General features: G+C 40.1%; 21 protein-coding genes and 1 rRNA gene. All 22 read left to right on the top strand.

Features of this window, described 5'->3' with window-relative positions:
* Nucleotides 1–69: 69 nt before the first annotated feature.
* Nucleotides 70–1,182 carry an acyltransferase family protein gene (locus ABH897_RS09855; protein WP_404591738.1) on the top strand — a complete coding sequence of 371 codons (1,113 nt, stop codon included), beginning with the start codon at nt 70–72 and terminating at the stop codon, nt 1,180–1,182.
* Nucleotides 1,154–4,174, top strand: a complete 3,021-nt coding sequence (locus ABH897_RS09860; protein ID WP_404591740.1) for a hypothetical protein — start codon at nt 1,154–1,156, stop codon at nt 4,172–4,174. Before ABH897_RS09855 ends, ABH897_RS09860 begins: the two co-directional genes overlap by 29 nt.
* 171 nt (nt 4,175–4,345) lie before the next feature.
* A complete protein-coding gene (locus ABH897_RS09865) occupies nt 4,346–6,346 on the top strand; it encodes a hypothetical protein (RefSeq protein ID WP_404591742.1) in 2,001 nt (666 codons plus the stop codon).
* A gap of 130 nt (nt 6,347–6,476) precedes the next feature.
* Complete coding sequence (locus ABH897_RS09870) at nt 6,477–6,827, top strand: EamA family transporter (protein WP_404591744.1); 351 nt, start codon at nt 6,477–6,479, stop codon at nt 6,825–6,827.
* Between the two features lie 37 nt (nt 6,828–6,864).
* The gene (locus tag ABH897_RS09875) at nt 6,865–7,986 is read left to right on the top strand and encodes an FAD-dependent oxidoreductase (RefSeq protein ID WP_404591746.1); all 1,122 of its coding nucleotides are present in this window, start codon (nt 6,865–6,867) and stop codon (nt 7,984–7,986) included.
* Nucleotides 7,983–8,957, top strand: a complete 975-nt coding sequence (locus tag ABH897_RS09880; RefSeq protein WP_404591748.1) for a glycosyltransferase — start codon at nt 7,983–7,985, stop codon at nt 8,955–8,957. Before ABH897_RS09875 ends, ABH897_RS09880 begins: the two co-directional genes overlap by 4 nt.
* 16 nt (nt 8,958–8,973) lie before the next feature.
* Nucleotides 8,974–9,756 carry an NAD-dependent epimerase/dehydratase family protein gene (locus ABH897_RS09885; protein WP_404591750.1) on the top strand — a complete coding sequence of 261 codons (783 nt, stop codon included), beginning with the start codon at nt 8,974–8,976 and terminating at the stop codon, nt 9,754–9,756.
* Nucleotides 9,753–10,568: a sugar phosphate isomerase/epimerase family protein gene (locus ABH897_RS09890; RefSeq protein ID WP_404591752.1), complete on the top strand. Its 816-nt coding sequence runs from the start codon at nt 9,753–9,755 to the stop codon at nt 10,566–10,568. Before ABH897_RS09885 ends, ABH897_RS09890 begins: the two co-directional genes overlap by 4 nt.
* 19 nt (nt 10,569–10,587) lie before the next feature.
* On the top strand, nt 10,588–11,409 hold the full coding sequence (locus ABH897_RS09895) for a glycosyltransferase family 2 protein (protein ID WP_404591754.1): 822 nt from the start codon (nt 10,588–10,590) through the stop codon (nt 11,407–11,409).
* Complete coding sequence (locus tag ABH897_RS09900; RefSeq protein WP_404591756.1) at nt 11,406–12,149, top strand: sugar phosphate nucleotidyltransferase; 744 nt, start codon at nt 11,406–11,408, stop codon at nt 12,147–12,149. Before ABH897_RS09895 ends, ABH897_RS09900 begins: the two co-directional genes overlap by 4 nt.
* Before the next feature lie 30 nt (nt 12,150–12,179).
* Nucleotides 12,180–12,728: a dTDP-4-dehydrorhamnose 3,5-epimerase gene (gene rfbC / locus ABH897_RS09905; RefSeq protein WP_404591758.1), complete on the top strand. Its 549-nt coding sequence runs from the start codon at nt 12,180–12,182 to the stop codon at nt 12,726–12,728.
* 112 nt (nt 12,729–12,840) lie between these two features.
* Nucleotides 12,841–13,860: a dTDP-glucose 4,6-dehydratase gene (gene rfbB / locus ABH897_RS09910; RefSeq protein WP_404591760.1), complete on the top strand. Its 1,020-nt coding sequence runs from the start codon at nt 12,841–12,843 to the stop codon at nt 13,858–13,860.
* A 1-nt stretch (nt 13,861) separates the two neighbouring features.
* Nucleotides 13,862–14,737, top strand: coding sequence for a dTDP-4-dehydrorhamnose reductase (rfbD, locus tag ABH897_RS09915; RefSeq protein ID WP_404591762.1), 876 nt, complete (start codon nt 13,862–13,864; stop codon nt 14,735–14,737).
* Between the two features lie 150 nt (nt 14,738–14,887).
* The gene (locus tag ABH897_RS09920) at nt 14,888–15,811 is read left to right on the top strand and encodes a glycosyltransferase family 2 protein (RefSeq protein ID WP_404591764.1); all 924 of its coding nucleotides are present in this window, start codon (nt 14,888–14,890) and stop codon (nt 15,809–15,811) included.
* Between the two features lie 184 nt (nt 15,812–15,995).
* Nucleotides 15,996–16,088 (top strand): putative holin-like toxin, encoded by a 93-nt coding sequence (locus ABH897_RS09925; RefSeq protein ID WP_219727884.1) that lies wholly within the window; start codon nt 15,996–15,998, stop codon nt 16,086–16,088.
* A 307-nt stretch (nt 16,089–16,395) separates the two neighbouring features.
* Complete coding sequence (locus tag ABH897_RS09930) at nt 16,396–17,304, top strand: glycosyltransferase family 2 protein (RefSeq protein WP_404521883.1); 909 nt, start codon at nt 16,396–16,398, stop codon at nt 17,302–17,304.
* Complete coding sequence (locus tag ABH897_RS09935; RefSeq protein ID WP_283653481.1) at nt 17,301–18,701, top strand: undecaprenyl-phosphate glucose phosphotransferase; 1,401 nt, start codon at nt 17,301–17,303, stop codon at nt 18,699–18,701. The genes ABH897_RS09930 and ABH897_RS09935 overlap by 4 nt, the downstream gene beginning before the upstream one ends.
* Before the next feature lie 106 nt (nt 18,702–18,807).
* Nucleotides 18,808–19,680, top strand: coding sequence for a phosphatidylinositol-specific phospholipase C/glycerophosphodiester phosphodiesterase family protein (locus ABH897_RS09940; protein WP_283653480.1), 873 nt, complete (start codon nt 18,808–18,810; stop codon nt 19,678–19,680).
* 146 nt (nt 19,681–19,826) lie between these two features.
* Entirely contained in the window at nt 19,827–20,519 is a 693-nt protein-coding gene (pcrB, locus tag ABH897_RS09945; RefSeq protein ID WP_459542286.1) for a heptaprenylglyceryl phosphate synthase, read from the top strand.
* Nucleotides 20,520–20,560: 41 nt separating this feature from the next.
* Nucleotides 20,561–22,885, top strand: a complete 2,325-nt coding sequence (pcrA, locus tag ABH897_RS09950) for a DNA helicase PcrA (protein ID WP_283653479.1) — start codon at nt 20,561–20,563, stop codon at nt 22,883–22,885.
* An 87-nt stretch (nt 22,886–22,972) separates the two neighbouring features.
* Nucleotides 22,973–24,988, top strand: coding sequence for an NAD-dependent DNA ligase LigA (gene ligA / locus ABH897_RS09955; RefSeq protein ID WP_404591766.1), 2,016 nt, complete (start codon nt 22,973–22,975; stop codon nt 24,986–24,988).
* Nucleotides 24,989–25,382: 394 nt separating this feature from the next.
* Nucleotides 25,383–25,682: ribosomal RNA gene (locus tag ABH897_RS09960) — 16S ribosomal RNA — on the top strand; the annotation flags it as partial.

Below are 25,682 nucleotides of genomic sequence, written 5' to 3' on the forward strand. Positions count from 1 at the left end.
GATTTTTTCTTTTTTAGATTATCTATAGATTGTGTTGGGCGTAATAATTCTAATGAAAGAGTTGATTATTTGAGCCAGAAATCAGTACTACTCGAAAAACGAATGATTGGTAAAGAGAATAATTTTGATTTTATGAGGCTTACCGCTGCAGTTATGGTGTTGCTTTCACATTCATATCCAATCTCAGGGAATGCAAATGAGTTTTTTGAGAAAATTACAAATGGTCAATGGCCTCTTGGAGGGCTATCTATTGCTATTTTTTTTGTTATTAGTGGCTTCTTAATAAGTATGAGTTTTAATAAAACTCAAAGTAAGCTCCGGTTTATTTTTAATAGAATTTTAAGGGTTTTGCCGGGTTTGATATGTGCCGTTTTATTTTCAACTTTCGTCATTGGAGCTGTTGTTACTAATAATACTTTAGGTGATTATTTAACTAATCCTCAGACATATGATTATTTAAAGAGTTCATTTCTTTTTCCTGTTTACTATGAATTACCAGGTGTTTTTACTGAAAATATTTATTCCAGTTCAGTAAATGGCTCATTGTGGACCTTGCCCTATGAGGTTCTATTTTATGCATTGGTTTTGATTATAGGATATATTGGCTGGTTTAGTCATAAAACTCGCGAATCCGTATTACTTTTATTTGTATTGGTTTTATATCTAAATATATTCTCACCTCATATATTTGATAATTATAACTTTTACGGGATAAGTATGGGGAGCGCAAATTATCTCTTAGGCTATTTCTTGGCAGGTACAGTTATATATTGCTATAGAGACCAAATTATTATTTCGAGAAAGCTAATGTTATGCTCATTTATAGTTATATTAATAAGTTTTAAATTTGGTGGTTTAAAAGAAGTTTTCATGATCTTTGGAAGCTATCTTATTATTTGTTTTGCTTACTCCCAAAAAATAAAAATATATAAAATAAATAAGTATGGGGATTTTACTTACGGTATGTATATTTATGCATTTCCTATTCAACAATTTGTTACATGGATTTTCGGCGGTGGCAAGATGAATACCTTTTTTCATTTTTCTATTTCTTTTATTATTTGTTTGGCTTGTTCGTATTTATCTTGGCATCTAGTTGAAAAGAAATTTTTAAGTTTAAAATCACTTCATAAGAAAAAGAGGGAGCCTGAGCATGAGCAATTTGAAGTCGTTTCTTCCTAAATCCTCAATGCACCTTTTAATATCAAGTGTGCTGGCTGTACTTTTATCTCTAGTTTCAAGCGTTGCTTTTCTAAAGATTTATGCTAACGGTAAACAAGTTTATCATGACATCATTGCAGGGAATATCGTATGGTCTGATCAATTCAAGAGTTTGGATTACTCGATAATCTACTTCTTCATTCTCTGCTTCTGTTTGTTTTTAATTCCCTTAATATATTTTGTGAATAAAAAAAATATAGCGGAAATACAGATGAATCCAGCAGGACTTTTCGTGTCAAAAAATTTATTGGTCTGCTTCTTTCTCTTATTCTACGCGGTCAGTTTTTATTTTTTTAGTGGGAATAGTTCTTTTATTTATATCTCTATATTGATGTTTATTACCTATTTTGTTGTTGAAGGTAAAAAAACAGTTTCCTCCGATAAAGAGCAAGTCTTTACAAGTCTTATTGTATCGCTTACTTTTACTTATTTCGCAATTATAACGCTGCTTTTCGTTTTTAGTTTTGTTAACCCAAATTCCTCTAACAAATTAGCACAGTTTTTCCCGGAAGTTCTGACTCTATTAGTTTGGATGCTTCAAGTTGCAATTTACTTTTATAAAGAGCGCCTTCTAACCACTCTGACAAAGACCTTAATGTATTTATCTCAATTAATTCTTCCTTTTATAACATTGGTGTTAGTGTTTGGTGTATATCAGACGGGAAGTAAAATTGAATTGCATAGAAATAATTATACATTAGCTATAATGGCTTCTATAGCTGTTATACTATTTATTTACACGTTCCTATTGATTTTAAAACATAGAAAAAGTGAAGGTAGCAATAGCAATGTGTGGGATTACATATTCTGGCCTTCATTAATACCTTTAACCATTATTATGTTGTACTCCACTCCTGTTTATAGCGGCTTTGTTTCAGATGATTTCCATTTAGGGGAAATTTTCATGCCCTTACAACAAATGTTGAATTATGGAATGAGACTTAACGTAGATGTAATGTCAATACAGGGTATAATGGGCCCAATGTATAGTCTTGTTAATGATTATATTTTTAATGGAAACCTATCAAGTATCAACTATACGTTTGCAGCATTCCCTATAATTATGGGTGTCTTCGTAGTGTTGCTTATAAAAAAATTATATGGTTCAAAATGGGCTTTTTTATTCATCATATTTTCTTTGCCAATATTATATGAATCGGGCATGAACAGAACTTATTTAATTGTTCCTTATATGCTAATTCTTTTTCACAAAAAGACGCTGTCTAATCCTGTGAAGTGGACCTTTTTTTATTTTTGGATGTCTTTAGTCCATTGTTTATATAATCCATCCATGGGTGCAGCTTTGACAGTAGCCTTTTTACCTCTATTTGGTGTGATGTTATATAGGACGATAAAGCTTAAGTTATGGAGTAAGGTATTCTTCAAACATAAATTATTATTCTGTAGTTTATTGGTAATTCAACTTTGTACTTTAGTAATGTTATTCCCAACACTATTGGGGACTGTTCAATTTATTCTTGATAATGGCTCTGCTAATACCCTTGCATACGGGATAAGTCTTTTTTCTGAAACCCAGTCTTCTCCTGAATGGTTTCCTAAGCCCTTTCCGTACGATAAACTAAATAGACTACTTTGGGAATCCATTAGAATTGGAGGATGGATATTTACTCTGTTTCTTTTTGTGGGATTAATGATTTTTAATGTGAAAAGAGCAGTGTCTTTCAATAAAGAAAAGCAAACTTATCTCATGATTTTATATTGTATTACATCGATTGTATTCTTAGTATTAATCACCGGGTATAGCTTAGGGCGCTTAGATTCTGGTTCAATGCATCGCTCTGGATCAATTACTTTTATATGTTTTGCTTTTTTAATACCAGCTCTGTATGTCTTTTTTCTTAAAAATAGGTTTAATAGTGTAGCTCATCATATATATTTAATCGTATTTGCAATATTGCTAGGTTCTGTGGCAGCTTTTGGGCAGCAGCAGGCTTTTAGAATTACAGAAAAGCTAATACAACCAATGGTTGTGCCAGACAACGCTATCTTTGTAAATGGTGCAAAGCAGGGAATTCCAGATGTCGGTGAGGGATTTATTGATAAGGAAAGATGGCAAGAGATGTTGGATTTTAAAACAGTACTCTCAAAAATGTTGAAAACAGGAGAGACTTATGCGGATTTAACAAATCGGACACTTTTTTATGAGATAACTAACAAAAAAGTTCCTACTTTCTATTCTGCAGATTATCTTGCTGCCAATGAAGAGATTCAAGAAAAAATGATAAAAAATCTTGATAAAGAAGAGCCGCCATTAGTTTTTATTGGTCCAGCAATCAGGCATGATGGAGGACCCGCTTCAATACGTGCCTATAGATTATATAAATGGTTTTTAGAAAGAGACTACGTGTACTATCAATATAATTCTCTTCAATTTTTGGTGAGCAAGCAGAGAATGTTGGAAACTAAAGCTTATGAAGGTACAACTGATGCCGGTGAAAACGAATTAAGAGCAGTTTTTCATCAAAAGGATTTAAAATCGTTACCAGTTTCTTGGGGAAGAAACTTTAAAGAAATGAAGGATCGATTTCAATCTTTACCGGACTATATGCCATTGTCAGGATCTAATGAGATTATCAAAGAAGCGGATGGGAGTATAGTGACCAACGGTAATGATCCATATGTGAGTTTTAAACTTGATTCTTCTATACAAGGAAAAGATGCTGACTTTTTATTAATTGACCTCAATATTGTAGGATCTCAGGAACCTTTCCAAGGCCAACTTTATTGGAATAGTAGTAACAGAAAAAGTGAGAAATATAAAGAAGATAATTCTTTCTTATTCAATGTGGTTAGTGGACAATTATTAATTCCCTTAGGTTCAGATCCGGACTGGCTAAGAAATAGCCACAATGAACTAAGATTCGACATTGGAGATAAAGCTAATGTAAAAGTTAAAATTAACTCTATTAAATTGGTTAAGCTAGTAAATTGACCAGATAGAAGTTCAGCTATGGTTGGTTACCAAACTGTGATTAAAAGCGCATAAGAGCATGCATCGTACTTTATGTATTCATGCTCATTATGTGCTACATATCTAGGAATGACTAGGAATTCTAGTTAATTAAGAAGTATGGAGTCATGTGTTGATAATGGAGGAAACGAAATGCCGAAAATTTCAAAAAAAGAGTATTTTCTATTTTTATTCCTAATAATATTAATTTTTTCAATTTCTATATTCGTAAGAACTTCTAATCTAAAACCATACTCAAATATAACTAATATTGATGCTTCCTATCATGTCCTGTTAACCATAGATGCACTTAAAGAGAATTCGATCAAAGATCACTTGTTCTTACCTATTGTTTCATTGGGGTCGGTGGAGGATAAATATATTTCTTGGGGCGCAACTGTTTCTGATAAAAAAGGAAATTATTTTTATACTTCTTTTCCTCAACTTGGTTTTATCATCCCTTATCTGTTTTTTAGTTTGTTGGGGCTTAACACTACTATCATAAATTTAATGTATTTTAATTTAATAATTCATTTTATTTGTTCTATTTTGGTAGCTATTTTATGTTTTTTACTGATTAGTAAGATAACAAATAATAAAAAACTTTGTTTATATGGAGTTATTATTGCAGTCACAGTATATATTTTCAACTTAGAGTCGTTATTTTCTCATGGTGTAATATATTGGTCTCAATCATTATTTCAGGTTTTTTGGATAAGTCAGCTTATTGTAATTAATTATTTGCTAAAATTAAAAAGTGGCAACAACGTTTATATGTATCTTCTGTTTTTCTTTTTATCTTTTTGCGCGCCGGCTACAGAATGGACAGGATATTTGTCTAATTTTATTTTTCTAATATGTTTATTTTTCTTGGGAATTAAGAGTAAAAATAATTTGACTTTACTTTCTATTATTATTTCTAGCACTTTACTTGCGGTTGCTTCGTTTTTGATACCATTTTGGATAGCTATTGGTCCAAAAGCATTGATCAATACTTTAGAATCTCGTTTTTTCGCACGCAATATTGCGAATTCTATTGGATGGAGATACCTATTTGAAGGCTACTGGGAATCTTTTGGACCATATTTAATCTTAACAGGGTTAATTGTGTTGTTTTGTTTACTAAATAGAAACATTCGTCCTGATTTCCTTAGTAATTTCAAAAAATTAAAAATATGGTTTTTTCTTTTTTTATTCCCCATTTTTGAAAATGTGATTATGAAACAACATGCAATAATATATTCATTTGATCGTTTGAAGCTTGCCTTGTTAATAATTCTCATAATCTTAGTGGGGGTAGCTAGTGTAAAATCTATATATATTAAAAAAATAAGTATTTTGATTGTGCTATCGGCTGTAGTTACTCTTGTTCAATTTTATAATAGTCATAGAGTATGGGAAGAAAAAGATTTAGCTGCCAGCGAGACACTAATTGAATATATCAATTCTAAGTATCACAATGCGGTTTTTTATAATAATGGCGACGTTAGAGGATACGCAAATTTACTGCTACACAGGGGAGTTTATGAAAAAATACAAGATAGAAAGAAACTTGCTGATGATGCCGTACAAGTCTATAAAGATAAAAATATTGTATGGCTTTTAGGTAAATCTCTTAAAAACGGTTTGTTCTCATGGGGAAATGCTATAATATATGACCGAAATCAAGGCGAAATTATAATCGTAGGAATAATCCCTAAAAATGTTATTGAAGGTGCGATTCTAATTGATAATAATGTTGTGAATTTAATGACAGACAATAATGTATCTAGCTTGGAAGTAAACAACAAAATATTACCGATTTATAGAATAGCTCCTCAAGGAATCATTCATTTAGATAGTAAATTGGCTAGAAAAAATGAAAATTCCATTTTTAAGATAAGTATACCTTTTAAAGATTTAAATATTACAACAGCTGATTTTACAGATAGTAACTGGTACTTAGGCGTTCATCGTAATAACTCAACAATCTTACTTGAAAATAATATGGAGACTAATCAAGTGTTAGAGAAAAAACCAACAATTTTAATTGATAGACAAGGAAAAGAGTATCATATTTTAAACATTTCTATTAACGGACCATGGATTCAGCTTAGTCTTAAAGAAAAAGATATTCAAAAATTGATATTTCCAAATTCATTTACTGTGAAATAGTTAGGTCTTTTGCATTTTTTTGTTTGGATATTGAAAGGCGGAGAACTATCAGTTTGACAAAATTCTTCATAATGCAAATTTTTTTTACAAGTGATAGAATAAACAATAAATAAACTGTTAGGGGATTATAATGCTATTATTGTTGCTTTTTTTAGCAATGCTTTTTAACATTGTCGCTCAAATCACTTTAAAGCATGGAATAAATGTATTGAATTTTACCGGGATTAGCTTTCAATCACTTATAAAGTTGTCTACCTCACCTTACATATGGTTCGGTGCAATTTTATATGGTGTTAGCTTTGTATTCTACATCTTTGCTTTGTCTAGGGGGGAATTGGGAAGAATTTCGCCTGTATCGCAGGCATTGACTACACTAGGTATTGTTGCAGTGTCTGTTTTGATTTTTCACGAGCCGATAACTGTTTTTAAACTTGTGGGCATTATCTTGCTGATTGTTGGAACTGTTATTATTTTTTATTAACTAAGATTATACAAAAAGTGGCACTGAAAAAAGGGGAATGACTTTTTTGAATTACGATTATGTTATCTTTGGCGCTGGAATATACGGTCTATATGCAGCTCACTTATTAGCAAAAAAAGATCTGAAAATAGCTGTAATTGAATTTGATGACAAACCTTTACAACGTGCAAGTTATATTAACCAAGCTAGAGTTCACAACGGGTACCATTACCCAAGAAGTGTTTCTACCGCTGCAAAGTCTGCTCATTATTATGAGCGATTTGTCCGTGATTTTTCTTTTGCTATAAACGATAGATTTAAGAAAATATATGCGATTTCCGCGAATGATTCCTTAACAAATGCTGAGCAGTTTCAACATTTCTGCGATTATGTTGAAGTACCCGCGGTAGAGGTTAACAGCAGGATGTATTTTAATCCAGGAGCAGTGGAAGCAGCATTCGAAACGATGGAATATAGCTATGATGCTAATTTAATTCGTAATTGGTACATGGAGAAGTTACAGGGTTTTAAAAATGTGTCTCTGTGTTTCAATAAACTAATTGACAAAGTAAGCATTGAAGAGGATCACTATGTACTTCGTTTCGCTGATGGATCCGATTGTACAGCTACCAACATACTTAACGCAACCTATGCGAGTATTAACCAGATTCTACGTAAGTTTGACTATGAGTTATTTTCAACAAAATATGAAATATGTGAAGTGATTATGACGGGAGTAACCAAAAACATTCAAGATGTAGGAATTACTGTAATGGATGGGCCGTTTTTTTCTTTAATGCCTTTTGGAGAAAGCGGGTATCATTCTCTTACATCTGTTGGACATACTCCGCATGAGTCGTCTTTTAACGCTTTACCTGAATTCTCTTGTCAGAAATACAATGATGCTTGTAATGTAAGGCAATTAAGCAATTGTAATACTTGTCCGGTTAGACCTTACACAGCTTGGACAAGAATGAGCCAGTTGGCTAAAAAGTATCTTAATCCTGAAATTCAAATAACCTACAAAAAATCTCTATTTGCTGTAAAAGCATTGATTAGTGCTTCAGAGCTTGATGATTCTCGACCTACTGTTATTAAAGAATTTTCAGAAAACCCGAGATTTGTATCTGTTTTTTCTGGAAAGTTTAACACCATCTATGATTTGGAGGAAGTGCTATGAAAGAGCAGGTTTTTGTTTCTACTGTTCTGTATGCGCACAATAATGAGCAAGAAATTGTGCAGGCATTAACTGAATTAGATCGCACCATGATGACATATTTTCAACACTATGAGATCATACTGGTTAACGATTTTAGCCAAGATAAGACGCTGGAGAACGCGCATAGTGCTATGGAAAATATTTATGGGGACACTACGATTATTAATCTGTCCAGAAAACATGGTGTTGAGCATGCTATGATGGCCGGACTTAATAAATCAATGGGTGACTTTGTGTTTGAAATTGAGTCTTTATTCATTGATTTTAATTTAGACCTGCTGTATGACATGTTCAAAACGGCAACCGGAAAAGGGTTTGATATAGTCGCTGCTACGTCTGGACAAGCTGGTTGGAAATCTCGAATATTTTATAGAATACTGAATAAGGTGTCTTACTTAAATTTATCTCTTTCTACGGAGACTGCACGTTTAGTAACGCGTCGTGCTTTAAACGCTATGCTAAATTTAAAAGAAAAGGTAAGATATAGGAAAGCGCTCTATGAGCTTACGGGCTATTCTAAAACATTGCTTAACTACAAGGCTGTAAATAGATTAACTGGCAGGAAAGTAAATCGGGAGAATATATCGCTAGCTGTAGATGCATTGGTCTCCTTTTCTCATTTTGGGTTAAGAACAGCCCATCTTCTAACAGGTGCATTTTTCCTGTTTTCTTTGTTCATGGGGGGTTACGCTTTATATAATTACTTTTTTAATCAGTCAGTAGTACAAGGTTGGACTACACTTATGATTTTAATCTCTCTTGGTTTTGCAGGTTTGTTTTTTATTGGCGGGATTATTGGGGAGTACACTTCGCGCATATTAATTGAGATCCAAAATCGTCCTTTTTACAGTACCAAGTCTGTAGAAATGTATAAAGAGAAAAAGCCTAGATTGGAATTAATTAAAGAAAAAGAGAGTGCTTCTGGTCAATAAGGAAGGAGAGAGTGTTGTGAAGAAGAATTGTCTTGTAGGCTTTACCGGGTATGTAGGCTCCACTTTACTTGCACAGACAGCATTTGATGAGTTGTATAATTCGTCCAATATTGAGTCTATTAAAGGTAAGGAATATGATTTAGTTGTATGTGCGGCCGCCCCAGCTGTCAAATGGAAGGCCAATCAAGCCCCAGAGGAAGATCTTGCTAATATCAATCAACTGATTTCCTGTTTAAAAGAGGTCAAGGCTCAAAAGTTTGTGCTCATCTCTACAGTTGATGTATATAGTACTCCTATCAAAGTTGATGAGTCTTCGAATATACAAACAGAAACAACAGAACCTTACGGAAAACATCGTTTTTATTTAGAACAATTCGTTAGCAAAACTTTCCATGACCATTTGATTATTCGTCTCCCTGGCCTATTCGGCAGAGGACTTAAGAAAAATTTCATTTATGATTTGATTCATGACAATGCTTTACATTTAACTCATCATCTAAGTGAATTTCAATTTTATAATATGAATCATTTGTGGGATGATATTCAAACCGCACTTGCTAATTCGCTAAGCATAGTGAATTTTGCTACAGAGCCTGTAAGTGCAAAAGAAATTGCTCGGGCTGGGCTGAATATTAACTTTTCCAATGAAACGGAGAAAAAGCCCGTCTCATATGATATGAGAAGTCTGTATTCACATATTTTCAGTGACCGTGACAATAAAGATTATATGAAATCTAAAGAAGAAGTTCTTCAGGAGATTAGAGTATTTATTGAGGAAGAAAAGAGGGCGCTTCAATGAAACTTTCTATTTCCAATATTGCTTGGAATAGTAATGAGGATGAAGAGATCATTGTGTTGCTTAATAAACTTGGCATTCGTGGAATTGAAATTGCCCCTACTAAATTTTGGGAACGGCCATTAGATTGCCAAACTAGCGAACTACTACAATTTAAGCAGTATTGGGAACAAAGAAATATTCATTTAATTGCTATGCAATCATTATTATTTGGACAGCATGAGTTGACTTTGTTTTCAGAGGCTGATTCTCGTAACAAGCTAAAAGAATATGTAGTGGGGATAATGAGATTGGCAGGTAAAATAGGGGTTAAAGCTCTAGTATTTGGTTCTCCTAAAAACCGACTTTCCAATGGACTATCCAAGAATGAGCAACTTAATATCGCTATTCCTTTTTTTTCGGAACTCGCCGAGGCTGCTGTTATAGAAAATGTAACCTTGTGTATAGAGCCTAATCCACCCCAATATGGTTGTGATTTCATTACGAATAGTGATGAAGGTATACAATTGGTTCAGGAAGTAAACCATGTTGGTTTTCAATTGCATCTTGATGCGGGCGCTCTTATTTTAAATAACGAAAATATTTCTTCTGCTATTGAAAAAAGTATGCCTTATCTGAGTCATTTTCATATTAGCGAACCTTATCTTAATAAGGTCAGTGGTAAGGAAAGTGTGTCATCGCATAGGAAAATAGCCGAGGCGCTAAAAGAAAACGAATATAGAAATTGGGTTTCTATTGAAATGAAAAATGGGGACAATCCGAATGTAGCTAATGTTGAACAAGCTCTAATATACGCTTCAGAAATTTACGCTTAATAAGGAGAATATCCCGCCAATGAATGCAATTGAAAATAAAAATTGGGAAATACCTAATTTTGAGCTTAAAGAATTTAAGTTGAAAAATAGTAAATACTGTGTATGCATTCCTGTTATTAACGAAGGGATAAAAATTCAAAAACAACTTAATAAGTTAAAATCACTTGCAGAAACTGTTGATATTATTATTCTAGACGGTGGAAGCACCGATGGTTCCTTAGATGAATCATTTCTTTTAGATAATCATGTAAGAGCTATTCTAGTTAAAAAAGATAAGGGTAAGTTAAGTGCACAACTACGGATGGGATTCGCTTACGCATTACAAGAACAATATGAGGGCATCGTTACTGTGGATGGAAATAATAAAGATAGCGTTGAGTCAATTCCTGAGTTCATTCAGAAACTTGACGAAGGGTATGATTTTGTTCAAGGTTCAAGGTATGTACCAGGAGGTAAGGAAATAAATACTCCTATCTCGAGAAAACTTGCTATTAAACTTATTCATGCACCGTTTATATCACTAGTTGCAGGATATCATTATACAGACACTACCAATGGATTTAGGGCCCATTCTGCTCGGTTTTTAAAAGATCCCCATTTGCATCCTTTTAGAGATGTTTTTGAGACTTATGAGCTGTTGGGCTATTTGTCAGTTAAAGCGCCCAAATTAGGCTATAAAGTCACGGAGATTCCTGTTGAACGTTCATATCCAAAGGGAAAAGTACCTACTAAGATTAGCCCATTGCGAGGAAATATGTTACTTATTAAAATATTGTTAAACTTATATTTGGGCAAATATGATTCCAAAAATAATCTGAAAGTAATTAAGGAGGAGCAATGAAAGGTATAATACTTGCTGGAGGTACAGGCTCACGTCTCTACCCCTTAACCAAAGTAACAAATAAGCATTTATTACCCGTTGGTAAGTACCCAATGATTTTCCATTCTGTATCCAAGCTCAAGCAAGCTGACATACACGATATCCTTATCGTTACAGGTAAAGAGCATATGGGAGATGTCGTTAACCTTCTTGGTAGCGGTCGTGAGATGGGCGTAACATTCACTTATAAAGTTCAGGACGAAGCAGGTGGGATTGCACAAGCCCTTGATCTGGCTGAACAATTTGTAGGTGATGATCAAATGGTCGTTATTTTGGGTGATAATGTATTTGAAGATGACATTGCACCATTTGTGGACAATTTCCGTAATCAAATCACGGGGGCGAAGATCCTTCTTCAACAGGTACAAGATCCACACCGTTTTGGAGTGGCTGAGCTTCAAGGGGAGCGGATTGTATCAATTGAAGAAAAACCTAAAGATCCAAAAAGTAATTATGCTGTAACAGGTATCTATATGTTCGATCATAGTGTGTTTGAAATTGTAAAAACACTTGAACCTTCAGCTCGTGGAGAACTTGAGATCACTGACGTTAACAATGCATATATTGCTAATGGAACATTGACATACGATGTTCTTCAAGGCTGGTGGACTGATGCTGGAACCCATCCATCTCTTGCACGTGCAAATGAACTAGCTAAAGATATCGTCTTTGGCGAGGAATTTGGGAAATTAAAGCTATAATAATTATAATTGAAGGGAGGATACATATTCATGAAAGTAATCCCTTTGAAACTAGAAGGTTCAAAAATTATTGAACCCGTGGTTCATGGTGATCACCGTGGTTTTTTTATGGAAAGTTACAATGAGCAAATCATGAAACAAAACGGAATTAATCATGTCTTTATTCAGGATAATCAGTCCTTATCTGCAGAAACTGGCGTGATCCGTGGTTTACATTACCAGCTTAATCCTAAAGCACAGACAAAACTCATTCGTGTGATTTCTGGAGCCATATACGATGTTATTTTGGATATTCGTAAAAGTTCTCCAACATTCGGTCAATGGGTTGGAGTGATTTTGAGCGAGCATAATAGACGTCAGTTACTGGTGCCTAAAGGCTTTGCTCATGGATTCTGTACGCTTGTTCCCAATACCCAGGTGTTGTATAAGGTAGACGAATATTATTCACCTGAAAATGATCGTGGTATCCTGTGGAATGATCCTGCACTGGGAATTGACTGGCCGACTTCTCATGCTATTCTTTCGGAGAAGGATCAGAAGCATCCAGTACTAGCCGATGCAGACATTAATTTTGATTAAAGAATTTAGCCGCAATTATATAGACAATTGAACTAATAATAAACTCATCTTTGTTCGTTATTAGTTTGAAAGCATATGTTGTATGTATTAAAGCACGTTTTAGGAGGTCTTTATGAAACTTCTTGTCACCGGCGGTGCCGGGTTTATTGGCAGTAACTTTGTATTGTACATGTTAAAGCAACACCCAGGTTACGAAATTGTGAATATAGATGCGCTTACGTATGCAGGTAACCTGGAAAATTTGAAATCTATTGAAAATCACCCCAAACATACCTTTGTGAAAGCAGATATTACGGATGCACAAGCAATTGATCAGTTGATGCAGCAGGGAATTGATGTGGTGGTAAATTTTGCAGCGGAGTCACATGTGGATCGGAGTATTCTGGAACCGGAAGTGTTTGTGAAAACAAACGTATTGGGTACACAGGTGCTGTTGGATGCAGCTAAGAAATATAACGTGACCAAGTTTGTACAGGTATCGACAGATGAGGTGTACGGTTCTCTGGGTGAAACAGGATTGTTTACAGAGGAAACACCACTTCAACCTAACAGTCCTTACTCAGCTTCGAAGGCAGGCGGAGACCTGCTAGTTCGTGCATATCACGAAACGTTTGGTTTACCTGTAAATATCACACGATGTTCCAACAACTATGGTCCGTACCAGTTCCCGGAAAAACTGATCCCGCTAATGATCTCACGTGCGTTAAGTGATCAGCAACTACCCGTCTACGGGGATGGCTTGAACATCCGTGATTGGTTATATGTAGAGGATCATTGCAGCGCAATTGATCTGGTCATTCACCAGGGGAAGCTTGGTGAGGTATACAATATTGGTGGAAATAATGAGCGGACCAATGTACACATTGTCAAAACGGTATTGGAGGAGCTGGGCAAGCCAGAATCTCTGATTTCGTATGTACAGGATCGTCCGGGCCATGACCGTCGGTATGGTATTGACCCGACCAAAACGATGAATGAGCTGGGTTGGAAGCCAAAACACTCTTTTGAAACGGGTATTAAAGAAACCATTCGTTGGTATTTGGACAACAAAGAATGGTGGACTCGCATCCAATCCGGCGAATATCAACAATATTATGCTAAGCAGTATGGTGCCCGTCTGGGGGATGCATAAGATGAAGGTACTGGTTACTGGAGCATCCGGTCAACTTGGTAAAGACGTAGTAAAGGTTTTTCAGGAGCAAGGACATGATGTCCTTGGATACGATCGGGAACAGCTAGATATAACGGATTTGGAGCAAGCTGTGAAGATCGTAGGACAATATCAACCTGACGCTGTCATCCACTGTGCAGCGTATACGGCAGTGGATGCAGCGGAGTCCGATGTAGATGGGGCTTATCAGGTAAATGCGGCAGGAACACGTAATATGGCACTGGCTGCGGAAAAAGCAGGAGCCAAGCTGGTTTATATCAGTACGGATTATGTGTTCGATGGAACGGCAGAGCAGCCATATCATGAGTACGATAATACCAATCCGCAGAGTATCTACGGAAAGTCCAAACGAGCGGGAGAGATATTGACTCAGACACTTTCCTCCAGGTACTTTATTATTCGTACGTCTTGGGTGTATGGACTGCACGGGAATAATTTCGTTAAAACCATGCTGAAGCTTGGACAGGAAAAGCCGCAGCTTCAGGTTGTGAACGATCAGAAAGGTTCACCTACTTATACGGTGGATTTGGCTCGCTTTTTAGCTGAGTTGGTTCAAACCGAGAAGTATGGTGTATATCATGCGTCCAATAGCGGTTCCTGTACCTGGTATGAGTTTACGCAAGCGATCTTGCAGGATGCGGCTGAATTATTAGGTGCCAAGATCACAGCAAAGCTGGAGCCGTGCAGCACAGAGCAATTCCCCAGACCCGCAGCTCGTCCGCGTAATTCCGTAATGGAGCATATTGCGATTCGAACAAATGGATTAAATGATTTGCGCGCTTGGCGTGAGGGACTACGGGATTTTCTAAAAGAGTATCTGGCAAGTTCCAGCAAATAAAGGTACACTATATCTACAGCGATCTCCCATCATGTTTTGATTGGGAGATTTTATTATGTAGAGACATATGTCGAACAAGTTCAATAAGTATTATAATTAGTTCAATCATTTTTCAGCTATAAGGAGGGCATCATTCTGAACAGGCCCAGCGTGCAAATTTTATTATCTACATATAATGGAGCAGTTTATCTAGAGGAACAAATTGAAAGCTTGTTAAATCAAAAAGATGTAGATATTCAGATTCTAATTCGTGATGATGGCTCTACGGATAGTACAGCCGTAAAGTTGAATGCCCTGAAGCAGAAACATCCCCACCAAATCATTTTATGTCCTGAAAGCAACAAAGGGGTTATTGAAAGTTTTTTTAATCTAATCCAAAGATCGTCTGAGACATTCGATTATTACGCATTCTGTGATCAGGACGATGTGTGGATGCCGAACAAGCTTGGTCAAGCGGTATCTCTTCTTAATGAAAAAGAGGAGGGCCGACCGTTGATGTACTGTTCTGCCACGCAAATGGTTTCTCACACGTTGGAACCTCTTAAGGTATGGCCAGCAGATATTCCTAAACCTTTGTCTTTTTATAATGCTTTAATTGAGAATGTATGTGTAGGTTGTACCATGGTGATCAACAAACAAGCTCTCCAATTAGTGAAGAAGAGAATTCCAGCTTCTTTGAAGAATGTTATAATGCATGACTGGTGGATTTACTTATGTGTATCCGCTTTAGGAGAGGTTGTCTTCGACCCCAAACCCTCCATTTTATATCGGCAGCATCAAAATAATGTGCTTGGGGGCTCTACAGATGGATGGGCAAGCAAGTGGAGAAAAAGGCTGAACAGATTTGTAAAAGGAAAAAATCGCTATATTCTAAGCAAACAAGCCCGACAGTTCATTCAACTGTATGGACAGGACCTGTCTCCTCGAATGTATAAAGATATTGATCAGTTCCTGAACAGCTATCAAAAGGGGTTATTTTACCGTGTGGAATACATTTGGCAATCTCCATTTTATAGGCAGTCACGGTTGGACAACTGGATTTATAAGTTGGTTTTCATACTGGGGAAGTTATAGAGGTATGGAAAGGAAAAAATTGAAACTTTTTTCCATATATAAGCGTCAAATAATAAAAGGTACAATGAATGCTAGATAAAAAACCATCGAATACATGTTCCTTTATGGAAAAATATAGTATAATTGAAAAGTGCAACCGATATAGGCTGGCAAGGGCGGTCGGCTAACTCTCCCGAGGAGGGGGGTGAAGCCTGTGACAGTGTTTGAGGCGCTCAGTTTAATGCTGACGTTCGGGGCGTTGATCGTCACACTGTTAGAGTTTAACAAACGAAAATAGACCGCCCCCGCAAGGAAGGGTCTATTTTCGGCCTGATGTTCCAAAACCGTCCGCTCTTGGAGCGTTGGTTGCGCAGGGGCTGGCTGGCACCAGCCCTTTTTCCATGTATATCTTACCACGATGATTTTTATACCTCAACCGAGGATTTTACAAAAATCTAATAAGCGGCTGGAATCGAATTTTGCAAAATCCTGCTAACTGTGTAAGGTAACAAGTTATGTGGTTTTTTGCGCCCCGTGATCTGTTGGGTATGTTATAATAGTCGATAGTAGAATAGATTACTGAATTTGTCAGGAGCGTTTTAAATATGGATGTAAGCATACTGGTCGTCAACTATAATACATGCCGTTTGACGCTGGATTGTTTGCAGTCGGTGTATGCGTCAGAGACGCAATATCGATATGAAGTGATTGTTATCGACAATCACTCCAATGATGGGTCTGTGGAAGCCATTCGTGTTGCATATCCGGAGATTACGTTGATTGCCAATGAGGATAACACGGGTTTTGCCAAGGCAAACAATCAGGGCATCGAGGTAGCGGGCGGGCGTTATGTATTACTGCTGAATTCTGATACGTTGGTGCAGCCGGACACGCTGGATACGATGATTCGGTTCATGGATACACATCCGGAGATAGGAGCATCGGGCTGCAAGGTTATTTTGCCAGATGGTTCGCTGGATAAGGCCTGTAAGCGCGGGTTTCCTACGCCTTCTGCATCCTTTTACTACGCCTTCGGCTGGTCGAAGCGTTACCCGGATAACCCGAAGTACAATCAATACCAGCTCGGGCATTTAAGCCCGGATGATGAGTATCCAGTGGATGTGCTGGTGGGTGCTTTTATGCTGGTGCGCCGGGAGACGATTGAGCAGGTCGGCGGCTTGGACGAAACCTTTTTCATGTATGGTGAGGACATTGACTGGTGTTACCGGATTAAGCAGGCGGGATGGGGCATTTACTACTATCCGCGCACATATATTATTCATATCAAAGGAGGCAGCGCTCGTCGTCGTCCTTTGAAAATTATTTACGAGTTTCATAGAGCCATGTGGGTATTTCACCGCAAGCATTATAAACAGCAGTATAGCTGGATCACGAACATGGCTGTATACGCGGGAATTACAGTGAAATTTGGAATGGCCTTTTTGAAAAATAAGCTCACTGCACCGGCCAAGCCGGACAGTGGCGAACAATCTCGTACCGAGGTGAAAGTATGATACGCAGAAATCAACGTTTTTTAACCCAATTGTATATTGTGGCGGATTTCGCGGTCATTCAGTTATCCTTTCTGATCGCCTGGTTCTTCAAATTTGAAAGTGAATGGATTACCTATCAAGAGCCGCTTCCTATTCAAGTATATGGAGGCTGGAGCTTAATCTACGGTCTGATTGCCGTGGTGCTGGGGATGTTATTCTCTCTCTATTCACCCAAACGTAAAAAACGGTTTGCAGACGACGTATTTCGCGTCACCCAGATTCATATTGTTGGCCTGTTCGTGCTGTTGAGTGTCATGTTCTTCGTGAAGCAAATCGACATTTCACGGTCCTATCTGGCGATCTATATGATTGGGAACGTACTGCTTATTTTATTTTATCGGTATTTTTTGAAACAGGTACTTAAAGCTCTCCGCCAAAAAGGCTATAACAAGCAGTTCATGCTCATTCTCGGGGCGGGTACTCTGGGCCAACGCTTTTATCATAATCTTGGACAGTATCCTGATCTGGGATATGAAGTGGTGGGATTCCTCGATGATAAACGCCACTGGGATGAAGAGGAAGAAGCGCATTTTCGCCCGATTCTTGGAGGGTTGGATCAGTTAGAAGCTACGCTGTCGCGTATGATGATTGACGAGGTCATTTTGGCTCTTCCGCTGGATGCACATGATAAGTATCCCAAGATTATCAACATGTGTGAAAAGGCAGGGGTACGTACGCTCATTATTCCTGACTTTTTCGATTATCTGCCAGCTCGACCGTATTTTGATAACTTTGCAGGCATGCCAATGATCAATGTACGGGATATTCCGCTGGATGTGGCGGGGAACCGATTGTTTAAGCGTTCGTTCGATATTCTGTTCTCATTGTTCGCTATTATTCTGACTTCTCCGGTTATGCTGGCAGTGGCAATTGGCGTGATGACGACATCGAGAGGCCCAGTCATTTTCAAACAGGAGCGGGTGGGCTTGAATCGGCGTACCTTCATGATGTACAAATTCCGCTCAATGAAGGTACTACCACCCGGGACTGACGATACAGGCTGGACGACGGCCAATGACCCACGTCGAACGCGTTTTGGCACCTTTATTCGTAAAACGAGTCTCGATGAGCTGCCACAGTTTTTCAATGTGTTGCTAGGAGATATGAGTGTTGTCGGCCCCCGCCCGGAACGTCCGTATTACGTGGATCAGTTCCGCGAGGAAATCCCAAAATATATGGTGAAGCACCATGTTCGTCCTGGTATTACAGGCTGGGCACAGAGCAACGGGTTGCGTGGTGACACGTCCATTGAGGAACGGATTAAGCATGATATTTTCTATATTGAGAATTGGTCGCTCTTATTCGATATTAAAATTATTTTCCGTACCATCCGCAACGGTTTCAAGAATGCGTATTAATCCAGATTCACCCTTCGGTTCAGCCGGAGGGTGTTTTTGTGTCTAGAAGTTGTTTTAAGTGTGCGCATGCAGGGTATTGACCTGTACGAAAAGGATGTGACACCCTATGAAACGACTGATTGCGGCGGTAATTCTATTAATGTTGATTGGCACGTTTTTATTGGCTTACAGAGGGCAATCCACGGAGGAGCATACCGGTTTTACCACCCATCGTGTGATTTCGCATGCTATGGGAGCCGTTGACGGTTTAGCCTATACCAATGCGCGTGAAGCATTTGTGAATAATTATAAAAAAGGCAGCCGCGTATTTGAGGTCGACCTGATGTTTACTTCGGACGGACATTTGGTGGCGCGCCATGAATGGACGGAGTCTTTTACAGAGCAAATGCAGCAGAAGCAGGTAGTTAGTACAGAACAGGGCGGGAAGCCCTGGAGCTACGAGCAATTCAAAAACACCCCCATACATGGTTCCTACACCCCGGTGGACTGGAATGATGCATTGGATCTGTTGGAGAAATACCCGGATGCCTATGTTGTGACGGATACGAAAGAACAGGACCCGGCCCAAATAAAACAGTTATTTGCGCAACTGACCCGTCAGGCACAGGACAAAAATCCGAATCTTTTGTCCCGCATTGTCCCGCAAATTTATGACGAAGAAATGCTGCGAACGCTGCGGAGCATCTATCCCTATACCTCCATTATTTATACGCTTTATGCGACACAAGATACGGACGACCAAATCATCCGGTTTGTACAACAAAACGATATAACAGCAGTGACTTTACCGGAGAACAGAGTTAGTGGTGCTTTAGTGGAAAGCTTGCGGCAGGCGGGGGCGGTGTGCTACGTAAATACAATTAACGATCTAAAAGATGCCGCTGACTACGAACAGATGGGTGTGCGCGGATTCTATACGGATGTTTTAACGGAAAAGGAACTCCAAAAACGCAGTTGGCTGTATGCGTTACGGCCCTGAGATGTGTGAACGGAGTGTTCCCATCGAATACGAACATTGACACCTTTTGTGCACTGTCATAGACTTAGCATAGAACGCTTTTGGATATTAGAATCCGGTTAGACCGGATCGTGGCAAAAGCACAATGGATGCTGGAGGAATGTGTGTTGGCAGATTCAATTCAATCATGGAGGCATGTATTTAAGCTGGACCCTGACAAGGAACTGGACGATGAGGGACTGGATGCCGTGTGCATGTCTGGTACGGATGCCATTATGGTAGGAGGCTCGTCGGGCGTTACCTATGAAAATACGGTGGATTTGCTGTCGCGGATCCGGCGTTATGAGGTACCGTGTGTGCTTGAAGTGTCTGATCTGGAGGCTGTGGTGCCCGGGTTTGATCTGTATATGATTCCAATGGTGCTCAATACAACGGACAGTAATTGGATCGTAGGACAGCACCAGCGTGCGATTGAGCAGTTTGGTTATATGATCCCTTGGGATTTACTTGTGACAGAAGGATATATTGTTTTGAATGGTGATTCCACGGTGGCCAAGCTTACCGGAGCGGATGCATCACTCGATGCTTCATCTGCCGCTTCATATGCAGAGGTTGCTGACAAGCTCATGCATCTGCCGATTGTATATGTGGAGTATAGCGGTGCCTTTGGAGATATGGAACTGGTACAAAAAATACATCGCAGTACGGAGCGCGCCCGTGTCCTATATGGAGGGGGTATCGTGGATAAATCTACCGCGTTACAAGCGGCTGCCGTTTGTGACACCATTGTAGTAGGGAACATCATTTACCGTGACTTGGCGAAAGCACTGGAGACGGTAGCTGTGAAGTTGGAAGTATAGAACGTGATTTTATGGAAGCTTGTAGAAAGGAGCATGCACGCATGCAATCAATAGATATACACGAGGCTGTAGCCCGCCTCAATCCGCCTCAGCGTCAGGCAGTGGAGGCGATAGACGGACCGTTGCTGATTATGGCTGGCGCAGGCAGTGGAAAGACCCGGGTGCTCACGCACCGGATTGCCTACCTCATCGCGACCCGCAAGACGGCTCCATGGGGCATTTTGGCAATTACCTTTACGAACAAGGCCGCGCGTGAAATGCAGGATCGCGTATCCAGGCTGATTGGCCCGCAGGGGAGAGATGTGTGGGTATCCACCTTTCACTCCATGTGTGTGCGTATTTTGCGTCGAGATATCGAGCGGATCGGATTTACCTCCAATTTCAGTATTCTCGATTCTACAGATCAGTTGTCTGTTATTCGGAACTGCATGAAGGATCTGAACATAGACACCAAAAAATTCGAACCCAAAGCGGTTCAGTCCATGATGAGCACAGCTAAAAATGAACTGGTCACTCCTGAAATGTATGAGCGCAAGATTGGCGACTATTTTGAGGGGATTGTGGCGAAGGTATATACCAAATACCAACAACGTCTCAAAAATAACAACTCTCTGGATTTTGATGATCTGATTATGGCAACGATTCAACTATTTAAAGAAGTGCCTGAGGTACTGGATTTCTATCAGAAGAAATTCCAATACATTCATGTCGATGAATATCAGGATACGAACCGTGCGCAGTACATGCTGTGTAAAATGCTGGCTGACCAGCATCACCGAATTTGCGTAGTAGGTGACAGCGATCAGTCCATCTATCGTTGGCGCGGGGCGGATATCAGCAACATTTTGAACTTTGAAGAGGACTACCCGGAAGCACGTACCATTTTGCTGGAGCAAAACTATCGGTCAACCTCGAATATTCTGAATGCCGCCAATGAAGTGATTGGGCAAAATACGGGCCGCAAGCCGAAGAAACTATGGACCGACAAAGAAGGCGGGGCCAAGATTAAAGTTTACCGGGCTGACTCGGAGCATGATGAGGGCTATTTTATCGCCTCCGAAATTCATAAAAATATCAATGCAGGCAAAACCTATAGCCATCATGCTATTTTGTACCGTACCAATGCCCAGTCGCGGGTGGTCGAGGAAATTTTGATCAAATCGGATATTCCGTACCAGATCGTTGGCGGCATCAAGTTCTATGATCGTAAAGAGATTAAGGACTTGCTGGCGTACCTTCGCCTGCTCTCCAATCCTGATGACGATATCAGCTTGATCCGAATCATTAATGTGCCAAAACGGAGTATTGGGGATACAACGGTCGGTAAATTGCAAGCAGCCGCAGCGGAGCGTGGAGTTTCTATTTTCCGTGTGCTGCAGGTGGTAGACGATTTGGGCTTTGCCGGACGTACGCGCAATGCGCTTGTAGAGTTTTACGATATGATCGAAGGCTTGAGTCGGATGGTGGACTATCTCTCGGTCACCGAGTTAACGGAAAAAATGCTGGAAACCAGCCAATATCGACTGGAGCTGCAAAACGAGAATACGCTTGAATCACGCTCACGTCTGGAGAATATTGATGAGTTCCTGTCGGTAACGATGGAATTTGAAAAAGGAGCGGAGGACAAGTCACTCGTCTCCTTCCTGACCGATCTTGCTCTTATCGCGGATATTGATTCCATGAATGACGATGAAGAGGAACAAAGCGATGCGGTTGTATTGATGACCATGCATAGCGCAAAAGGACTGGAGTTTCCGATTGTATTTATTGTCGGTATGGAGGAGGGAGTATTCCCTCACAGTCGGGCCTTTTTGGATAATGAAGAGCTGGAGGAAGAGCGCAGATTGGCGTATGTTGGGATTACCCGTGCAGAGGAGCAACTGTTTCTTACATGCGCACAGATGCGCACGCTGTTTGGCCGTACCACCGCTAATCCGCCTTCCCGCTTTCTTGAAGAGATTCCGGAAGAGCTCAAAGAGGATACAATTATCAAACGTGACCGCTATCGCCGCTCCGGCAATGTAGGCGGCTCTTATGGCGGACGTGGACTGGGTAAAACCAACGGTAGTAACTTTGGCGGAGAACGTTCCTTTGATACGATGAGCCGCAGTGGTTCGTCGGCTTCCACGTCGCCCCGCGTAACCGTTACAACATCTTCATCCGCGAAACCAACTCCGGCTGCTTCGGCAGGAGGCCCCTCCATTTTTGCTGCCGGAGACAAGGTACAGCATGGCAAGTGGGGAATTGGAACCATTGTAGCTGTAAAAGGTACAGGCAATGATATGGAGCTTCAGATTGCTTTCCCGGCTCCAGTAGGGGTTAAACGCCTGCTGGCTGGCTTTGCACCGATTACAAAAGTAGAATAAATCTCAAACATCATTAAATCTCGAACCTCACAGCGGCAGTTGGCTTAGGCTTCTGCCCTGATGAAGTTCCCGGAGGGATACGCCTGCATGAACCCAATGCACAGGATGGAGCAGCTTGTTGCTGAGCTGAACACATATAATTATCATTACTACACACTGGATGAGCCCAAGATCAGCGACAAAGAATATGATGTGCTTTATGACGAGCTGGTAGCGCTTGAACAGACGAGCGGTCTTGTGCTGCCGGATTCGCCGACACAGCGTGTGGGCGGGGAGTTACTCAAAGGCTTCACACCGCATCGCCATCTGGCCCCGTTATGGAGCTTGGATAAAGCACAGAATGTGGAGCAGCTGCGTGCCTGGAACGTGCGTGTCGTGAAGCTGGTCAACGATTACAACACCAAGAACCCGGAGCTGCCTTTACCGCCTCCAGGATATGCGGTAGAACTTAAATTTGATGGACTGACGTTGAATCTGACTTATACTGACGGGAAGCTGGTACAGGCTTCTACACGCGGCAATGGCGTGGTGGGCGAGGGAATACTGGCACAGGTGAAAACCATTAAATCCGTGCCGCTTACGATTCCTTTTCAGGATGGGACCATTGAAGTACAGGGAGAAGGCATTATGAATCTGTCTGTGCTGACCAAATATAATGAGACCGCTGTGGACCCTCTTAAAAATGCACGCAACGCCGCAGCAGGTGCTCTGCGTAATTTGAATCCCAAAACAACAGCAGAGCGACGGCTGAATGCATTTTTCTACAATGTGGGCTACGCGGACCGAATCCAGTTTAGTAGCCACCTGGAGATGATGACTTTCCTGCGTGACAATCATTTTAAGGTGAATCCGTATCTGACTTACTTTGACGATTTTGATGATGCTATGGAACAACTGGCTGATATCGAAGAGTCTCGTGCCGGACTGGATTATCTCATTGACGGGGCGGTACTCAAAATTACAGATATGCGCACGCGTGAGGTTCTAGGCTACACTGATAAATTTCCGCGCTGGGCGGTGGCTTATAAGTTCGAGGCGGAGGAAACGACCACGGTGCTTAACTCTGTTGAGTGGAATGTAGGTCGCACAGGTAAAATTACTCCACTGGCAAGGGTAGAAGCGGTAGAGCTGGCGGGAGTCACCGTACAAAATTGTACACTGAACAATGCTGGGGATATCGAGCGGAAAAATCTGAAGTTCGCTTTGGGTGCTCGTGTGTTTATCCGCCGTTCGAATGATGTCATTCCGGAAATTTTGGGGAAAGTTACGTCTGAGGACGACGGAGAGGAAATTATCGTACCGGATCATTGTCCGGCCTGTGGATTCCCGTTGCAGCAGCGAGGGGCTCATTTATTCTGCGATAATAAGCTGGGGTGTAAGCCACAAATTGTGGCTCGTATTTCTCATTTTGCGTCACGTGATGCCATGGATATTGAAACCTTCAGCGACAAAACGGCAATCCAGTTGCATGACGAACTGGAAGTGCGCGAGCCTGCGGATCTGTATACACTTCAATTCGATGATCTTGTGAAGCTGGAGCGATTTGGTGAGAAAAAAGCCAATAACCTTCTGGCAGCGCTTGAGCAGAGTAAAGAGAGGGATTTGGCTTCATTCCTTTATTCCCTTGGTATACCGAATACCGGTAAAGCGACTACACGCATGTTGGCTGATCATTACCGTGATTTGCACAAGGTCATGTCCGCTACGGTAGAGGAATTAATAGAATTGCCGGATGTGGGCGGGATTGTAGCTGAGAGTATCGTTGCCTTCTTTGCTGATCCATTCACCCAAGCGGGGATTGAAAAGATGTTATCCCTAGGGGTAAAGGCTCAGGCTCCCCAAGCTCCACAGGAGAAGAAGACAGACAGCTTTTTCAGTGGCAAAACGGTTGTGCTTACAGGTACCCTGCATCAACTTACGCGTGATGAAGCTGCTGCCAAGCTGGAGGCACTGGGCGCCCATGTGACCGGGTCTGTATCGAAAAAGACGGATCTAGTCATAGCTGGTGAAAAGGCAGGAAGTAAGCTGGCCAAGGCCCAACAGCTCGGAATTGATACCATAGAAGATGAGGATGAATTCATCAGACTGCTGGAGCAAGAATAATTAGATTGCAAGAGTACAGCCATTCCGTTCTATTACGGGGTGGCTGTTTTGTTATCTACTGTTTATAGTAGGAGGTATTATAGCTGTGGGAAAAAGAAATTAAAAAATGCTTGCTAAATAACTTTAGGCATGTTACATTATTAGACGTTGCTTTGAGAATAACATTTCTCGAAGCGGAGGATGCTGAAAAGAAAATCAAAAAAGATTTGACAAGAAAGCAACCAACATGATATGATCTAATTCCTGACTCGTTGAAGAAACGAGGACAGACAAGTTCTTTGAAAACTGAACAAATGGATGATGAAAATAAAGATTTCTTCTTTAATATAAAGAAGAATCGCTAGCATTAAAAATGAGCGAATCGCTCTTTCTATAAACCAACTTCGGTTGGTCTTTAATGGAGAGTTTGATCCTGGCTCAGGACGAACGCTGGCGGCGTGCCTAATACATGCAAGTCGAGCGGGGTTGTTTTAGAAGCTTGCTTTTAAAACAACCTAGCGGCGGACGGGTGAGTAACACGTAGGCAACCTGCCCATGAGACTGGGATAACTACCGGAAACGGTAGCTAATACCGGATACATCCTTTCCCTGCATGGGGAGAGGAGGAAAGACGGAGCAATCTGTCACTGATGGATGGGCCTGCGGCGCATTAGCTAGTTGGTGGGGTAAAGGCCTACCAAGGCGACGATGCGTA

This window comes from Paenibacillus sp. RC73 (genome assembly GCF_044908085.1).
In the GTDB taxonomy this organism is placed as follows: Bacteria; Bacillota; Bacilli; order Paenibacillales; family Paenibacillaceae; genus Paenibacillus; species Paenibacillus terrae_A.

What these genes read in the sequence shown, in the direction of transcription:
- ABH897_RS09865 (WP_404591742.1), top strand. Translation starts at nt 4,346, where the DNA reads ATGCCGAAAATTTCAAAAAAAGAGTATTTTCTATTTTTATTCCTAATA.
- ABH897_RS09875 (WP_404591746.1), top strand. Translation starts at nt 6,865, where the DNA reads ATGACTTTTTTGAATTACGATTATGTTATCTTTGGCGCTGGAATATAC.
- ABH897_RS09900 (WP_404591756.1), top strand. Translation starts at nt 11,406, where the DNA reads ATGAAAGGTATAATACTTGCTGGAGGTACAGGCTCACGTCTCTACCCC.
- pcrA (WP_283653479.1), top strand. Translation starts at nt 20,561, where the DNA reads ATGCAATCAATAGATATACACGAGGCTGTAGCCCGCCTCAATCCGCCT.
- ligA (WP_404591766.1), top strand. Translation starts at nt 22,973, where the DNA reads ATGAACCCAATGCACAGGATGGAGCAGCTTGTTGCTGAGCTGAACACA.
- ABH897_RS09860 (WP_404591740.1), top strand. Translation starts at nt 1,154, where the DNA reads ATGAGCAATTTGAAGTCGTTTCTTCCTAAATCCTCAATGCACCTTTTA.
- ABH897_RS09930 (WP_404521883.1), top strand. Translation starts at nt 16,396, where the DNA reads ATGGATGTAAGCATACTGGTCGTCAACTATAATACATGCCGTTTGACG.
- rfbC (WP_404591758.1), top strand. Translation starts at nt 12,180, where the DNA reads ATGAAAGTAATCCCTTTGAAACTAGAAGGTTCAAAAATTATTGAACCC.
- ABH897_RS09890 (WP_404591752.1), top strand. Translation starts at nt 9,753, where the DNA reads ATGAAACTTTCTATTTCCAATATTGCTTGGAATAGTAATGAGGATGAA.
- ABH897_RS09870 (WP_404591744.1), top strand. Translation starts at nt 6,477, where the DNA reads ATGCTATTATTGTTGCTTTTTTTAGCAATGCTTTTTAACATTGTCGCT.
- rfbB (WP_404591760.1), top strand. Translation starts at nt 12,841, where the DNA reads ATGAAACTTCTTGTCACCGGCGGTGCCGGGTTTATTGGCAGTAACTTT.
- ABH897_RS09895 (WP_404591754.1), top strand. Translation starts at nt 10,588, where the DNA reads ATGAATGCAATTGAAAATAAAAATTGGGAAATACCTAATTTTGAGCTT.
- ABH897_RS09935 (WP_283653481.1), top strand. Translation starts at nt 17,301, where the DNA reads ATGATACGCAGAAATCAACGTTTTTTAACCCAATTGTATATTGTGGCG.
- ABH897_RS09940 (WP_283653480.1), top strand. Translation starts at nt 18,808, where the DNA reads ATGAAACGACTGATTGCGGCGGTAATTCTATTAATGTTGATTGGCACG.
- ABH897_RS09880 (WP_404591748.1), top strand. Translation starts at nt 7,983, where the DNA reads ATGAAAGAGCAGGTTTTTGTTTCTACTGTTCTGTATGCGCACAATAAT.
- rfbD (WP_404591762.1), top strand. Translation starts at nt 13,862, where the DNA reads ATGAAGGTACTGGTTACTGGAGCATCCGGTCAACTTGGTAAAGACGTA.